Genomic DNA, 14884 nt, shown 5'->3' with positions numbered 1-14884 from the left:
TATGGAGCGTACCTGTGTTTTTGAATGATATGCAGGTAAAAAAAAACCCCGCCAGGCGGGGTTTTTTTATAAGACGATAACTTAAGCCTGAGGCTGAGTTACAACGTCTTTGATGCCTTTAACTTCGATCTCAACACGACGATCCGGAGCCAGGCAGTCGATCAGTGCAGCGCGAGCTTTCACGTTGTCACAGGTGTTGCCAGTAACCGGGTTGGATTCGCCCATACCACGTGCGGAGATTTTGTCAGAAGGGATACCTTTAGAGATCAGGTAATCAACAACGGACTGAGCACGTTTCTCAGACAGACCCTGGTTGTAAGCGTCAGAACCGATGCGGTCAGTGAAGCCCAGAACAACGACGGAACCGTCTTTCGGATCCAGGTTGCTCAGCTGGCTGTACATCTGATCCAGAGCCTGCTGGCCTTCTGGTTTCAGAGTCGCTTTGTTGAAGTTGAACAGAACGTCAGACTTCAGAGTGAAGTGTTTGGTCTGTACTTCTGGAGCCGGAGCCGGAGCCGGAGCAACTACCGGAGCTGCTTCTTCCTGCTGGCCGAAACGGTAAGAAACACCAACGCTCAACAGACCGTTGTCTGGACGACCACCAACGGTGTTCGCGTCACCGATGTTGTTAGTCCACTGGTATTCCAGACGGGTAGCGATTTCAGGAGTAATTGCATACTCTACGCCGCCAGCGAATACTGGGGATACACCAGTGTCGTGGTCTTTGAAGCCGTCGTTGTTTTTAGCATCTGCACGCCAAACCATACCACCCAGACGGGTATAAACGTCCAGATCGTCAGTGATTGGGTAACCCAGTTTAGCGGTCAGCTGAACGCCCTGAGCTTTGAATGCGCCATTTTCAGTGTTGCCTTTGTACGGCATACGACCTAACCAGTCGTAACCCATTTCAAAACCAACGTACGGGTTAACCTGGTAACCACCGAACGCACCAGCACCCAGTTGGCTTTCGTGGGTCGGTCCGTTGTTGTTGATCTGATTGTTGCCGATGTCATGGAACTGGGACCAACCCAGTTTAGCACCAGTATACCAGGTGTTATCTTTCGGAGCGGCCTGCGCCACGGTAGCGAAACCAGCCAGTGCCACTGCAATTGCGATAGCTGTCTTTTTCATTTTATGCGCCTCGTTATCATCCAAAATTCGCCATGAATATCTCCAGAGAGATAACACGGTTAAATCCTTCACCCGGGGACCAGTTCAATAGTTACTCTACCGATATCTGCGGCTTAAGCCGAGCACCCCTGGCGATGTAAAGTCTACAACGTACTCGAAAACTTACAAGTGTGAAGTCCGTCAGGCATATGAAAAAAAAAGGCTTGTATACACAATATTTAACATTTATGGATGATTAATTGTACAGCCACTATCGCGGAAACCGCTTCACACAGGCGTTCTCACAAAAAATGTGTTAAAGCTCAAAGCTGAATTTGAGGGTGAAAAAAAATCCCAGGATAATTCCTAATTTTACTCAATGATACAAATTCGAGTGAATTTTTAGCCCGGAATGGTGTCTCCCCGCAAGTGTCTGAGCGCGTACAGGACGCATGATAAATCCCATTGCGTTTCCCTCATCTGCCGCTTTCACCAGTTCTGCATGTTCATCTTCTGTTAATTCTTCCGTCAGCCAGCCGATAACCACACTGTAATTCCCTGTGCGCAGCGCACGGACCATTGATTCCAGCGTATGGCAGGGAGAGAGTTGGCTAATTTGCATGACTTTCGTCAATGGGAGCCCGGCCGACTGCACCCACTCGCGGCTCAGTTTTTGTTGAGGCGTCAGCCAGAGCTGCCAGCGCGACTGCTGACCTAATTGCTGAAGCAGAGGAAGAAGCAGGAGTTGCGTCATCATGGGCTGGTCCTCGCGATAGACCACTTCACTGATAAGCCCAGCGGTAGTGTGCTCTGACGACACGCGCGCAATTTTGCTTGATGCGGAAGAGAACGACGAAGAACGATTTGCGTAGCCTGAAGTGTACATAATCAATCCAGCCCTGTGAGTTACTGTATGGATATACAGTAACCCTGCTATCACTAAAGATCAACCTTATTTTCTGAAACAGGTTCGCAGTTTTTGGTTGTTGTTATGGGAAAAACAAAATTCATCTTGCCCCTTGCGAATAAGTTGCCTATTTTCGTCATTAACGGATCCGCTACTGCAAATCATTTTATTACGTTATGATTTAAAAGGATTTTTATGAAAAAACTTTCTTATGCAAGGATCTATAAATCACAAGAATATCTGGCGTCATTGGGGACTATTCGTTATCGATCGCTGTTTGGTGGTTATAGCCTGACAGTCGACGACACGGTATTCGCTATGGTCGCTAGTGGCGAGTTATATCTTCGGGCCTGTGAACAGAGCGCGCAGTACTGTGTAAAACATTCCCCTGTCTGGCTGACATTTATAAAACGTGGACGTCCGGTGGTGCTCAATTATTATCAGGTGAACGATACGCTGTGGCAAAACCAGCAACAACTGGTGTCGCTATCACGGTATTCACTGGATGCGGCGTTAAAAGAAAAACAAAGTCGTTTTGCACAGCATCGCCTGCGTGGACTGCCGAACATGACATTTCATCTGGAAACTCTGCTGAATGAAGCAGGTATAAAAGATGAAAGCACATTACGCATGTTGGGGGCAAAAATGTGCTGGTTGAAACTGCGACAGGTTAATCCCGCCCTGACGGTGAAAATACTCTATGCCCTTGAAGGCGCGATTGGGGGGATTCATGAGGCGGCGCTCCCGGCGATTCGTCGCCAGGAGCTTGTGGAGTGGGTGAGTTCTCTTACGCCTGAACCGGTGTACTAGACGGCAATGCGGCAATTTGCTGCTGTAATCGTCTGATTTCTGGTAGTAGTGCTATCAATAGGCCAACTTGCTGTACGACCAGCGGTTCTTTACTGTCCGGGCGTGGTTCGAGATGCTGAATCCGTTGCTTCAGTCCTTCAAGCGCCTGGTATACGCGCTGCTCGTCAGCGGGTTGATGGTGCAGTGCATCATCAACATAGCAAACGGCGTCGTCCAGTAATGCCAGAACGTCCGGGTTAGTTAACTGTTCACGGTGTGCGCCCAGCGCCGAGATATAACTGGTAAAGGTATGGTTGAGGCACAGCAAGCGGAATGCCGTTTCGCGCGTTTGAGCGGTGACATCCGGTTCACTCGACATATTCGACACCACGGATGCCAGCTCCGCATCACGATTATGCGCATCACGGCGTGCAATACGGTATGCCAGACGATTGTCTCGCCCCTGATGATATTGTTCGAGAATGGCGTCAAGGTAACGACAGTTTGCATCGGTCGCCCGTTCAATCACCCGTGGCAGGTTGCGAAAACGCCAGTCTGGCCAGATGAAACTGACGGCTGCCCATGCGATGGCACAACCTATCAGCGTATCGATGACGCGCGGCAGTGCGACTTCAAACCCTTCTCCAAGCAGGTTAAAGCACAGTAATACGAGCAACGTGATAAACATTGTTGCATGCGCGTACTGAACATTGCGGAAAGCGAAAAAGAGCACGCCAGTGATCACCAGCAGTATTAATTGCCCTTCCAGAGATGGGACGAACCACAGGATGGGCAACCCAATCGCTATCCCAACTAATGTGCCGATAATCCTTAACGCCAGACGATGTCGTGTGGCGTTGTAGTTGGGTTGGCAGACAAACAGGCTGGTCAGTAGTATCCAGTAGCCATGGTTCATACCCGTTATCTGGATAATGGCGTACCCGACGCAGAGCACCAGCGACATGCGAACCGCGTGACGAAACAGCGCCGACTCCGGCGTAAAATTGCGACTCAGACGCAGCCAGATATCACTGAATCCATGCGGACTGTCATCGGCAAGCTGATTTTCTGACTCATTGCGCGAAAGTACCTGGGCCTGCTCAGACTCAATGGTGGCCAGTTGCGCATCGATAGCCCGCAGATTTGATAGTAAGAATCCCAGCGTATTGAGCAGGTCTGCAGGGGCACCGCTTGTACGCATGCGCTCAAGGGCGGCATCGATATGTGTAAAGACGCGCTCAAAGTGTGGATCGTGCTGGTAAGGGGTGCGTAGCAAAATGCAGCGAGACAGTTGTGTACAGGCTTGTCCCTGCATCGACATTAATCGCTGGAAACGAAACATCACATCGCTGTGACGGAAATGGTCGCGTAGCGTCTGGTACTGAATATGTGAGGAACTTGCGCGTTCGTGAATATCCTGCGCGACAAAATAGTAATGCAGTGTGCGGCGGGTTCCTCGCTGTCCACGGTCACCGCGCAGACGGGTGAGTAATGATATTTTTGTTTGGTTCAACGTCGCCATCAGTTGCCCATTGGCCAGCGCTAAGTCATACAAGGGGGCCTGGCTTTCGTCTTCGATGTCGGGATCAAAAAGGCGGGATTTCAGCTCCAGGTAGTGTGCCAGCTGTTCGTAGCTGCGCGCCAGATTGTCCTGCAGTGGACGAATCGGGAACAGAAGGTGACCGATAAGCGTCAGAAGGTTATACCAGATGGCGCCAGCAAGCAGCAGGATCGGTTGCTGGTACCACTGATCGTAAAGTGATGTGCCCAGCATGGTGTAAATGGCGATCAGTAATGCACCAAAAGCGATGGTCGCATAACGCTGACCTAAGCCTCCCAGCAAAATAAAGCCGCTGGTGGAAAGCGTTAATCCAATCGCGAAAAGCCACGGCCAGGGGAAGAGCAATTCGACGGAGGCCGAGGCAATAAAAAAGCAGATTAGTGTAATGATCAAATTGCGCAGACGACCCGCGAGCCGATCGTCCAGATCGGTCAGCGCGGCAGCAACCATACCCAGCGTTAGCGGGATGGTCAGTTTGACGTCACCCAGCCACCACGGCAGCGCCGTAGTACCGCAAAGTGCGATAAAAATTCGCACGTAGTACAGCCAGGTGCTGTTCCAGGTATAGCGTTTAAGCAGTGGACTTAACATAAAGGCCATCAGTTCCGATTATTCAAAGCGACGACGCGCGTTGGCTTCGCGTGCGGCACGGGCAACTTCGACTGAAACCACGCGACGACCAACGGGCCAGAGTGCAATTGCGGCGATTTTAAAGTTCGCAATACCTACCGGAATACCAATAATCGTAATGCACTGGGCAATACCGGAAACAATATGCATCAGGCACAGCCACCAGCCGAAGAAAATCAGCCAGAAAATATTGAGCAGCGTGCCGCCGGTATTCAGAAGCACGTTTTTACCCGCCGGGTTGAGTTCATCAACGTGAATCGCTTCATTACCGTAGGGGAACAGCGACAAGCGTGTGATTTCCCAGCAGGAGCGGGTCAAGGGTAGTGTGAAGATAAGCACAATACTGACTAACGTCGCCAGTAACCAGGCTAAGGTAGTGGCGAATCCCCCAAGCACAAAATTTAAAATATTCAGAACAGTACGCATAAACCCTCGGTTAACTCTGGTTTTCTGTGAGTTTGGCAATTGTAACGTTTTTTTGGGCTGGAGCACGTTTTCTCTGGCGGTTACACTGATAAGCAAACCTCTTCGTGTGGATCCGCGTAAGTCTTATGGAACTGAAAGCAACTTCTCTGGGAAAACGTCTGGCGCAACACCCTTACGATCGGGCCGTTATTCTCAATGCCGGCATTAAAGTCTCCGGCGACCGTCATGAGTATCTTATTCCATTCAATCAGTTACTGGCTATCCATTGTAAAAGGGGCCTGGTATGGGGCGAGCTGGAATTTGTGCTTTCTGATGATAAAGTTGTACGCCTTCACGGCACTGAATGGGCGGAAACCCAGCGTTTCCATCATCATCTGAGCATGCTCTGGCAACAGTGGAGCCAGGAGATGAGTGACGTTGCAGCAGGGGTGCTACAGGAACAGTTGGATGCGATTGCCGCGCGTACAGGGGAAAACAAATGGCTGACGCGGAGCCAAACATCCGGATTGCAACAACAGATCCGCCGTGCTTTTGACGCGTTGCCCCTGCCGGTCAGTCGGCTGGAAGAATTTGATCATTGTCGTGAGGCGTTGCATCAGTGCCAGGCGTGGCTGCAGGACATTGAAGCGTGTCGTTTGCAGCATAACCAGGCATATACCGATGCGATGCTGGCGGAGCATACCGAGTTTTTCCAGAAGATTGAGTCCTCACCGCTGAATCCAGCCCAGGCGCGTGCGGTGGTGAATGGCGAGCAGTCGCTATTGGTGCTTGCGGGTGCAGGAAGTGGCAAGACATCCGTTCTGGTTGCGCGTGCGGGCTGGTTGCTGGCGCGGGGAGAAGCGGCTGCTGAACAAATCCTGCTGCTGGCGTTTGGTCGCAAAGCCGCTCAGGAAATGGATGAGCGCATTCGCGAACGGCTGCAGACGCAAGACGTCACCGCACGGACGTTCCATTCACTGGCGTTGCATATTATTCAACAGGGTAGCAAAAAAGTCCCGACAGTCAGCAAACTCGAAAATGATACTGCCGCCAGAAATAAACTGTTTCTCGCCACATGGCGTCAGCAGTGCAGCGAGAAAAAAGCACAGGCTAAAGGCTGGCGACAGTGGTTGGAAGAAGAGATGCAGTGGTCCGTGCCAGAAGGCAATTTTTGGGACGATGAAAAATTACAGCGTCGCCTGGCCTCACGGCTGGATCGCTGGGTTAGCCTGATGCGTATGCATGGTGGAGCACAGGCGGAGATGATCGCCAATGCGCCGGAGGCGATCCGCGATCTGTTCAGCAAACGTATAAAGCTGATGGCACCGTTGCTCAAGGCCTGGAAAAGCGCTCTGAAAGAAGAGAATGCCGTCGATTTTTCAGGATTGATCCATCAGGCCATTGTCATTCTGGAGAAAGGGCGCTTTATCAGCCCCTGGAAGCACATCCTGGTTGATGAATTTCAGGATATCTCCCCACAGCGCGCCGCCCTGTTAGCCGCATTGCGCAAGCAAAACTCACAGACCACGCTATTTGCCGTGGGGGATGACTGGCAGGCCATTTACCGTTTCAGTGGTGCACAACTTTCGTTGACTACTGCCTTCCGGCAACACTTTGGTGAGGGCGATCGCTGCGATCTGGATACGACATACCGTTTTAATAGCCGTATTGGCGAGATAGCCAATCGGTTTATCCAACAAAACCCGCATCAGCTTAAGAAACCGCTCAATAGCCTGGCAACTGGCGACAGAAAAGCCGTTACTCTGCTCGATGAAAGTCAGCTGGATGCGCTATTGGATAAGCTATCCGGCTTTGCGAAAGCAGAAGAACGCATACTGGTGCTGGCGCGATATCACCACCTTAAACCTGCCAGTCTTGAGAAAGCAGCGACCCGCTGGCCCAAACTACAGCTGGATTTTATGACTATTCATGCCAGTAAAGGACAGCAGGCGGATTATGTCATTGTCGTTGGGCTTCATGATGGCAACGATGGTTTTCCGGCCCCGGCCCGTGAGTCGATTATGGAAGAAGCATTACTGCCAATGGTCGAGGATTTTCCGGATGCAGAAGAGAGAAGGTTGCTCTACGTGGCACTTACACGTGCCCGGCATCGGGTGTGGTTGCTGTTTAATAAAGACGCGCCATCTTGTTTTGTTGATGAACTAAAACAACTGGATGTCCCGGTAGCGAGAAAACCCTGAAGAACAGGCGGCTACCGCCGCCTGTCTGACGATTATTTGAGGCGCTCAGCCAGATAACGGGCGTAATCCGGGATCAGTATGTCCGTCGCATCGCTGAAGTTTGGTGACTGGATAATAAAATCGGCGGTAGATACGTTGGTGGCAACCGGAATATTCCAAACTGTGGCCAGGCGCAGAAGGGCTTTAACATCCGGATCATGAGGCACGGCGTTGAGTGGATCCCAGAAGAAGATCAGCACATCAATTTTCCCTTCAGAGATCAGGGCACCGACCTGCTGATCGCCACCCATTGGACCGCTGAGCATGGCGTTGACATCCATACCGGTCGCGCGTTGAATGAGATTTCCTGTCGTGCCTGTCGCATAGAGGACATGCTTTTCTAACAATGGCTGGTGGCGTTCTACCCAGCTCATCAGCATCTGTTTACAGTGATCATGTGCAACCAGCGCAATATGCTTACGCGCCGGTAAAGTGCGAGTCGTCAGTTCCATAGTACAGCTCCCAAGTTAACCTCACTACAGAGTACTGGAAGCTCTTGACGCTGCAAGAGAAAGACAAAAAAAATGCGTAGGTGAACATAAATGTCACGAGGGCGGCTGTTTCTCTGCCCATTGCAGAAAATTACTTCGTGTTTGCGCATCGGCCTGCCCAAACCAGTATTTCAAACGCTGTTCGGTGAGTGTTTGCGATTGTGGCGGCACCCGATCCAGTTCAGAGACTCCCGAGAGCAATGCGCTGTCATCTGCCATCATAGTGGCAAATTGTGGGAGTGAAGCGTGCTTAGACGATTTGTTATAGCGTTCAGTCTCGAGTTCGTAATCCACGATTTTTGCCGATGAGGTAATCGACAAAATATCCAGCTTGACCGGAATGGGCATGGAATCGCCATCTAATAGTTCCACACGGGGAGCGTCATCGAAATGCGTCGCGTCACGTTCGTTGTTAAGACGGGGGAGATGAAAATTGACTTGACTAACCAACTGAGTATCAAAACTGATGACCAGCGGAGGAGAAATATACAGACGTTCTTCATGGCTGGAGAGACGAATCGTTTTCTCAACGCGAAAGACAAGCTGATGCCGACCATTCTCCAGCTCAATACTGTCGGCACCGCGCAGTAAAGAGCTGGACACCTTTTTTCCGTCCAGCACCAGAAGGTCAATATCATTAGACAGGCGCAAAGAGGTCGCACAAACGGTTACCGGCAAAAGCAGAGCAATCAGGGCTGTCACAATGCCGGTTTTCATAAGGTTCTCCTGTCCAGAAAATGATCTGCATAAGATGTATCTAAATTTTTCGACAATCATGTTTACTAACATATAGACATATTTTCCAGTTTAGCTCTCATGCGCCAGTATGGGATGAATGGTTGCGACGTCAGGTTTGTCGTACACTTTGCAAAACAGCCTGGAGGAATACGATGAAAGAGACCGATATTGCTGGCATTTTGACATCTACCCGTACGATTGCGCTGGTAGGAGCAAGCGATAAACCCGATCGCCCGAGCTATCGGGTAATGAAGTATTTACTTGATCAGGGCTATCACGTTATCCCCGTGTCTCCTAAGGTTGCCGGGAAGACGCTGCTGGGACAGCAGGGCTATGCGACGCTGGCAGACGTACCAGAGAAAGTGGATATGGTGGATGTCTTTAGAAACTCAGAAGCAGCATGGGGAGTCGCACAGGAGGCTATTGCTATTGGCGCGAAGACCTTGTGGATGCAGCTTGGCGTGATTAATGAACAGGCTGCCGTGCTGGCGCGCGATGCGGGCCTGGCGGTAGTAATGGATCGTTGCCCGGCGATTGAAATCCCCAGACTGGGACTGGCGAAGTAAGGTTGTACTGTTGCCGGATGGCGCATTGTATATCCGGCCTACAACGGTGTTTGTCGTAGGCCGGAGAAATGTTGTCAGTTGCGCAGGCGTGGGGCCTGGAGCTGTTTACGGATTGTCCGTGCCAGTTCATCCATCGACGGTTGCTCTGGATGTTCTTCTTGTAGCTCACTACTCAACTGTGCTTCAGCCAGATACGTATGTACTGGCAGGCCATTATCGTCTTCCATCACCACGTGATACCAGGGAGCGGCGCGAAGTTCGTCGTTTACCGCCAACTCATCAGGTGACGGGTCATCAAGCGAATATTCCGGGTCGATATCCACGACCACTCCGAGGTAACCTAACAGGGAATGGCGGACCTGCTGGCCGATACCGAATTTGCTGGCAATCATAGTCACCTCCCGGGAAATAGATACCCTCTATGTAAGGGTAATATTCCACTTTTCAAGTTACATGATGCGACAGGCAAACCCTTTCAGATACAGCCCTTCCGGGTAGGTAGCGATCACAGGATGATCGGCGGCCTGACGGAACTGCTCTATAAATTGTACATCACGCCCGGCATCTATTGCGGCATCGGCGATGATTTTCTGAAATAAATCGGTGGTCATCAATCCGGAGCAGGAGAATGTCAGCAGTACGCCCCCCGGATTCAGCAGCTGAATTGCCAGCATATTGATGTCTTTATAGCCACGGCAGGCACCCATCAACTGGCTTTTGTTTTCGACAAACTTCGGCGGGTCCATCACGATAACATCAAATTTCTCACCACGATCGCGATAGGCGCGCAGCAACTTGAACACGTCATCACGCACAAACTCGGCTTTGCTCAGATCCAGCTTGTTCAGCTCTACGTTCTGGCGGGCGATATCGAGAGCTTCCTGGGAAGTATCAACGCTGACGACCTGGCGGCAGCCGCCCATTAATGCAGAGACGGCGAATCCACCGGTATAGGAGAAACAGTTCAATACGCGCTGATTTTCCACATAACGACGCGTGGCCAGGCGGCTGTCACGCTGATCGAGGTAATAACCGGTTTTATGTCCGTGCTGAATATCAACCAGCAGTTTCATCCCGTGCTCTTCAATCGGCAGCAGTGCTGGCGGCAGTTCACCCGTGACGGGGCCCTGAGTCAGTTCCATGCCTTCTTTTTTACGCACGGCAACATCGCTACGGTCATAAATAGCGCACTCCGGGAAGACAATCTGCAGGGCGCTAATCAATGCGGCACGTTGATATTCGGCACCTGCACTGAGAAGTTGCAGCACCAGAAAGTTACCGAAACGGTCAATGGTGATGCCCGGCAGGCCATCAGACTCCCCGGCAATCAGTCGATAGCTGTCCAGCCCGTCCTTTTTCGCCAGCCAGTCTCGCCACTTCTGCGCTTGTTGCAAACGGCGGGTAAAGAAATCAATATCGATGGATTCAGACTTGTCGAATGTCCAGACGCGTGCACGGATCTGCGACGCGGGTGAGTACGCGCCGCGTGCTAACCATTTACCCTGATGGTCAACAATATCGATGGTCTCACCGAGGTTGGCTTTACCTTCCATACGTGCGACGGCACCGGAAAATACCCACGGATGGCGGCGCAGTAATGATTTTTCGCGCCCTTTGGCTAACACTAAACGTACACTCATAATTTACTATTCTGTCAATTCAAAGAAATGGGCGCCATTGTCCTGAGTTTTACGTGTATTTGCAACGCGCACCGCGATGATAAGGAGAACCGCAATGTCGAAAGTCTGCATAATCGCCTGGGTCTATGGCCGGGTTCAGGGGGTAGGATTTCGCTATACCACCCAGCATGAAGCACAACGGCTGGGATTGACTGGCTATGCGAAGAATATGGATGACGGCAGCGTAGAGGTTGTCGCCTGCGGTGAAAGCGACCGGGTAGAACAACTGATGAAGTGGTTAAAAGCCGGGGGCCCGCGTAGCGCCAGGGTAGACAGAGTTCTCAGCGAACCGCATCGGCCTGGCGAAGAGTTAGCGGGATTTAGTATCCGCTATTAAATACATTTCACCGGTTTCGGCAGACCGGCAATTTTAGTCGCCTGCTTGGCCGGACCTTTCGGGAACAGGCGGTAGAGATAACGGCTGTTGCCTTTCTCTTCGCCAAATTTGTTGGCCATCGCTTTGACCAGCATACGAATAGCGGGAGAGGTATTAAATTCCAGATAAAACTCGCGTACGAAACGCACCACTTCCCAGTGTTCCGCGGAGAGCATAATGCCTTCGTTTTCAGCAATGGCAACTGCCAGCGGCTCGCTCCATTCGGTTGTGTCTTTTAAATAGCCTTCGCTATCAGTACTGATTTCTTTACCTTCAAAGATCAACATAATTCTTCACTGCGTTAGTCAAACTTGCGGCAGTTTACCAAAAAAGAAAGCCCCGCATAAGCGGGGCTGGATAATGCGTGTGGACATCTCAATCGCGGCTGGCGAAGCCCAGAATGCTCAGCAGGCTGACGAAGATATTGTACAGCGATACATACAGGCTGACGGTTGCACGGATGTAGTTGGTTTCACCACCACGGATGATGTTGCTGGTTTCAAACAGGATGGCACCTGAAGAAATCAGGATAAACACCGCGCTAATCGCCAGATGCAGCGCTGGCAGTTGCAGGAAAATATTCGCAACCATACCAATCAGCACTACCACGATACCTGCCATCAGCATACCGCCGAGGAAGGACATGTCTTTACGCGTGGTCAGAACATACGCAGAACAGCTGAAGAAGACCAGCGCCGTACCACCCAGTGCCATACCGATCACGTCACCCATACCTGCTGACAGGTAAGTGTTCAGAATCGGTCCCAGGATGTAACCCAGGAAACCGGTGAAAGCGAAAGCAGACAGAATACCTACTGGTTTATCTGCCGTTTTGTAGGTCAGGAACATCAGACCATACATACCAACCAGCGTCAGAATCAGACCCGGAGACGGCAGCATCAGTACCGTACTGGCTGTTGCGGTGATCGCTGAAAACGCCAGCGTCAGGCTGAGCAGGAAATAGGTATTACGCAGCACCTTATGCGTGCTGAGTAGCGATGTACGATCGCGCGAAGAACTAATAATACGATCCATGAGTCACTCTCTTATGACAGATGTAATTAATGATGGAGGATAATGAAATCACCGGTAACGACCCAGCGGTTTTACCCATCTTTACGCATTTTAACCCGCCGGGCTTAAGCATATTATTTCAGCAAAAGCATCTGGATTAGATGTTACCACTGTTTATGCAAAAATGTCAGATCGATATCTGATAGGTAACTGAAAAATATTGCGTTATTCCCTACATGCCTTTAAGAGTGACAGCGGTGTCAACATAAAACAGAGCAATAAGGTAAAGGGAATGACTCAACATAAATCGAAGGTATTTACATTTACGCTGTTGGCTGTCTGTTTGATGTCTATCAACGGTGTGGCGAGCGCTGCGACAGTTCCCGCGGGCACAGAATTGGCAGCTCAACAGGAACTGGTCAGAAATAACGGCAGTGAGCCAGCCTCACTGGATCCGCATAAAGTTGAAAGCAACGTTGAGTTTAATTTAATCAGCGATATGTTCGATGGACTGGTGGCCGTAAACCTGGATGGCACTATTGCGCCCCGGCTTGCTGCCTCCTGGGAGAATAAAGATAACACTGTCTGGACCTTTCATTTACGTCCGGGCATAACCTGGTCAGATGGATCGGCTATTACTGCACAGGATGTCGTCTGGAGCTGGCAGCGACTGGTTTCACCGCAAACTACTTCACCCTATGCCTCTTATCTGGGCAATATGCATGTCGCAAATGCGGTTGATATTGCTCAGGGGAAAAAAGATCCCACTACGCTTGGGGTCAAAGCGCTGAATGACACTACGCTGGAAATTACCTTGACGCAGCCGACAGCGGCATTTTTAGCGATGCTGGCGCACCCATCACTGGTCCCGCTGGATAAAGTACTGATTGGCCGCTTTGGCGATAAGTGGACTCGTCCGGAGCACTTTGTCAGCAGTGGTGCGTATAAGCTGTCGCAGTGGGTCGTCAACGAGCGGATTGTTGCCGTGCGCAACCCGCATTACTGGGACGATCAGCATACGGTCATTAATAAAGTGACGTATTTGCCCATCAGTTCAGAGGCCGCAGACGTTAACCGTTACAAAGCCGGGGAAATCGATATTGTTTTTAGTGTTCCGGTCAATCAGTTCGCTCAATTGAAAAAGACGATGGGTGATGAACTCCATGTCTCACCACAGCTTTCAACCTATTATTATCAGTTTAATACCACGCGTGCGCCGTTTAACGACCCGCGCGTGCGTCGGGCGTTGAATATGGCGCTGGATAAAGACATCATCGCACAAAAGGTGATGGGGCAGGGACAACGTGCGGCGTGGGTTATCAGCCAGCCTGAAATTGGCGGGGTAAAATTACATGCGCCGGACTACGCATCATGGCCACTCGACAAACGCATTGCTGAGGCAAAAAAACTGCTGGCGGAAGCGGGGTACGGTCCTGAGCATCCGCTTACCTTAAATCTGCTCTACAACACCTTCGAAACGCATCAGCGAATCGCGATTGCCGCCTCGTCAATGTGGAAGAAAAATCTTGGCGTTGAGGCAAAGCTGCAGAACCAGGAATGGAAAACTATGCTGGATACCATGCACACCGGCAATTTTGACGTCGTACGTTATGCATGGATAGCGGATTACGACGATGCATCGAGTTTCCTCAACATTTTCCGCACAGGCGATAGTGAAAACACCACCCGATACAGTAATCCAGCCTACGATGAAGCGATGCGTAATGCGGCGAAAGCCCGTTCTTTGCCAGAACGCGGGAAATATTACCAGCAGGCGGAAGACGTGTTAGGCGAGGATGTACCCGCTATTCCGGTTTACCACTATGTCCGCACACACCTGGTAAAGCCGTGGGTAGGCGGATTTGCACCGGATAACCGTGGGAATTACTTCACCAAAGATATGTACATCAAAAAACATTAAACAGCAGCATCCCGGATTTGTGCTGAATAAACGGTCAATTTGTTGTTATTTAAGTCGATTAACAACATTTTGGCTGTTTTTCAGGCAAACGAACACATTGGTGCTTTACAGGTCCGTTCGGGATGTTTATAGTGCGCCTCATTGGAAGCGTGGCCGAGCGGTTGAAGGCACCGGTCTTGAAAACCGGCGACCCGAAAGGGTTCTAGAGTTCGAATCTCTACGCTTCCGCCAAACATGAACCCCAGGTAACTTAGTTACCTGGGGTTTTTTCGTTTCTGACGTGATGAGCGATACTATCGTGCCCTGGTTCCTGCATTTTGTGGATTAAACAATAGTGAGCGACGATTCCTGACAGCAATACGATAATATATCCAATCTATTTTTTATTTCCCTTCTATTTACTAATTCTATATATGAATTTCTCTCTGGTTTTTGATGGGGTTTTTCATATTTTAAG

General features: G+C 50.6%; 15 protein-coding genes and 1 tRNA gene. 6 read left to right on the top strand and 10 right to left on the bottom strand.

Annotated elements, in window-relative coordinates:
- Positions 1 to 81: 81 nt before the first annotated feature.
- Entirely contained in the window at positions 82 to 1131 is a 1050-nt protein-coding gene (gene ompA / locus NNN64_RS16915; protein WP_048212110.1) for a porin OmpA, read from the bottom strand.
- A 355-nt stretch (positions 1132 to 1486) separates the two neighbouring features.
- Positions 1487 to 1996 carry an SOS-induced cell division inhibitor SulA gene (gene sulA, locus NNN64_RS16910; RefSeq protein WP_271442103.1) on the bottom strand — a complete coding sequence of 170 codons (510 nt, stop codon included), beginning with the start codon at positions 1994 to 1996 and terminating at the stop codon, positions 1487 to 1489.
- Positions 1997 to 2212: 216 nt separating this feature from the next.
- Between sulA and NNN64_RS16905 the strand changes: the two genes are divergently transcribed.
- Positions 2213 to 2827, top strand: coding sequence for a TfoX/Sxy family DNA transformation protein (locus tag NNN64_RS16905; RefSeq protein WP_271442102.1), 615 nt, complete (start codon positions 2213 to 2215; stop codon positions 2825 to 2827).
- On the opposite strand, the gene yccS is transcribed toward NNN64_RS16905, so the two are convergent.
- Positions 2805 to 4958, bottom strand: a complete 2154-nt coding sequence (yccS, locus tag NNN64_RS16900) for a YccS family putative transporter (protein WP_271442101.1) — start codon at positions 4956 to 4958, stop codon at positions 2805 to 2807. The two genes, NNN64_RS16905 and yccS, sit on opposite strands and share 23 nt — an antisense overlap.
- Before the next feature lie 18 nt (positions 4959 to 4976).
- Positions 4977 to 5423 carry a YccF domain-containing protein gene (locus NNN64_RS16895; RefSeq protein ID WP_005123514.1) on the bottom strand — a complete coding sequence of 149 codons (447 nt, stop codon included), beginning with the start codon at positions 5421 to 5423 and terminating at the stop codon, positions 4977 to 4979.
- Positions 5424 to 5548: 125 nt separating this feature from the next.
- Here NNN64_RS16895 and helD point away from each other — a divergent pair, with 125 nt between their 5' ends.
- A complete protein-coding gene (helD, locus tag NNN64_RS16890) occupies positions 5549 to 7603 on the top strand; it encodes a DNA helicase IV (protein ID WP_271442100.1) in 2055 nt (684 codons plus the stop codon).
- A gap of 32 nt (positions 7604 to 7635) precedes the next feature.
- Here helD and mgsA read toward each other — a convergent pair whose 3' ends face one another.
- Together mgsA and csgI are read right to left on the bottom strand one after the other, a co-directional pair.
- A complete protein-coding gene (mgsA, locus tag NNN64_RS16885; protein ID WP_137382855.1) occupies positions 7636 to 8094 on the bottom strand; it encodes a methylglyoxal synthase in 459 nt (152 codons plus the stop codon).
- Between the two features lie 93 nt (positions 8095 to 8187).
- Positions 8188 to 8850, bottom strand: a complete 663-nt coding sequence (gene csgI / locus NNN64_RS16880; protein WP_271442099.1) for a curli synthesis inhibitor — start codon at positions 8848 to 8850, stop codon at positions 8188 to 8190.
- 173 nt (positions 8851 to 9023) lie between these two features.
- Between csgI and NNN64_RS16875 the strand changes: the two genes are divergently transcribed.
- Positions 9024 to 9437 (top strand): CoA-binding protein, encoded by a 414-nt coding sequence (locus NNN64_RS16875; protein WP_006685217.1) that lies wholly within the window; start codon positions 9024 to 9026, stop codon positions 9435 to 9437.
- Between the two features lie 74 nt (positions 9438 to 9511).
- On the opposite strand, the gene hspQ is transcribed toward NNN64_RS16875, so the two are convergent.
- Together hspQ and rlmI are read right to left on the bottom strand one after the other, a co-directional pair.
- Positions 9512 to 9829, bottom strand: a complete 318-nt coding sequence (gene hspQ / locus NNN64_RS16870) for a heat shock protein HspQ (RefSeq protein ID WP_005123508.1) — start codon at positions 9827 to 9829, stop codon at positions 9512 to 9514.
- Positions 9830 to 9886: 57 nt separating this feature from the next.
- Positions 9887 to 11077: a 23S rRNA (cytosine(1962)-C(5))-methyltransferase RlmI gene (gene rlmI, locus NNN64_RS16865; protein ID WP_137382857.1), complete on the bottom strand. Its 1191-nt coding sequence runs from the start codon at positions 11075 to 11077 to the stop codon at positions 9887 to 9889.
- A gap of 94 nt (positions 11078 to 11171) precedes the next feature.
- Here rlmI and yccX point away from each other — a divergent pair, with 94 nt between their 5' ends.
- Positions 11172 to 11453, top strand: a complete 282-nt coding sequence (gene yccX, locus NNN64_RS16860) for an acylphosphatase (RefSeq protein WP_271442098.1) — start codon at positions 11172 to 11174, stop codon at positions 11451 to 11453.
- Here yccX and tusE read toward each other — a convergent pair.
- On the bottom strand, positions 11450 to 11779 hold the full coding sequence (tusE, locus tag NNN64_RS16855) for a sulfurtransferase TusE (protein ID WP_271442097.1): 330 nt from the start codon (positions 11777 to 11779) through the stop codon (positions 11450 to 11452). The genes yccX and tusE overlap by 4 nt on opposite strands.
- A gap of 88 nt (positions 11780 to 11867) precedes the next feature.
- Positions 11868 to 12527 (bottom strand): FtsH protease modulator YccA, encoded by a 660-nt coding sequence (gene yccA / locus NNN64_RS16850; RefSeq protein WP_003035917.1) that lies wholly within the window; start codon positions 12525 to 12527, stop codon positions 11868 to 11870.
- Between the two features lie 271 nt (positions 12528 to 12798).
- Here yccA and NNN64_RS16845 point away from each other — a divergent pair, with 271 nt between their 5' ends.
- Both NNN64_RS16845 and NNN64_RS16840 read left to right on the top strand, forming a co-directional pair.
- Entirely contained in the window at positions 12799 to 14427 is a 1629-nt protein-coding gene (locus tag NNN64_RS16845) for an ABC transporter substrate-binding protein (RefSeq protein ID WP_271442096.1), read from the top strand.
- Positions 14428 to 14570: 143 nt separating this feature from the next.
- Positions 14571 to 14658, top strand: a tRNA-Ser gene (locus NNN64_RS16840).
- Positions 14659 to 14884 lie beyond the last annotated feature (226 nt).

Origin of the sequence: Citrobacter sp. Igbk 14, assembly GCF_028069825.1 — a bacterium.
GTDB lineage: Bacteria > Pseudomonadota > Gammaproteobacteria > Enterobacterales > Enterobacteriaceae > Citrobacter.
This window is presented reverse-complemented; position numbering and strand designations above follow the sequence as displayed.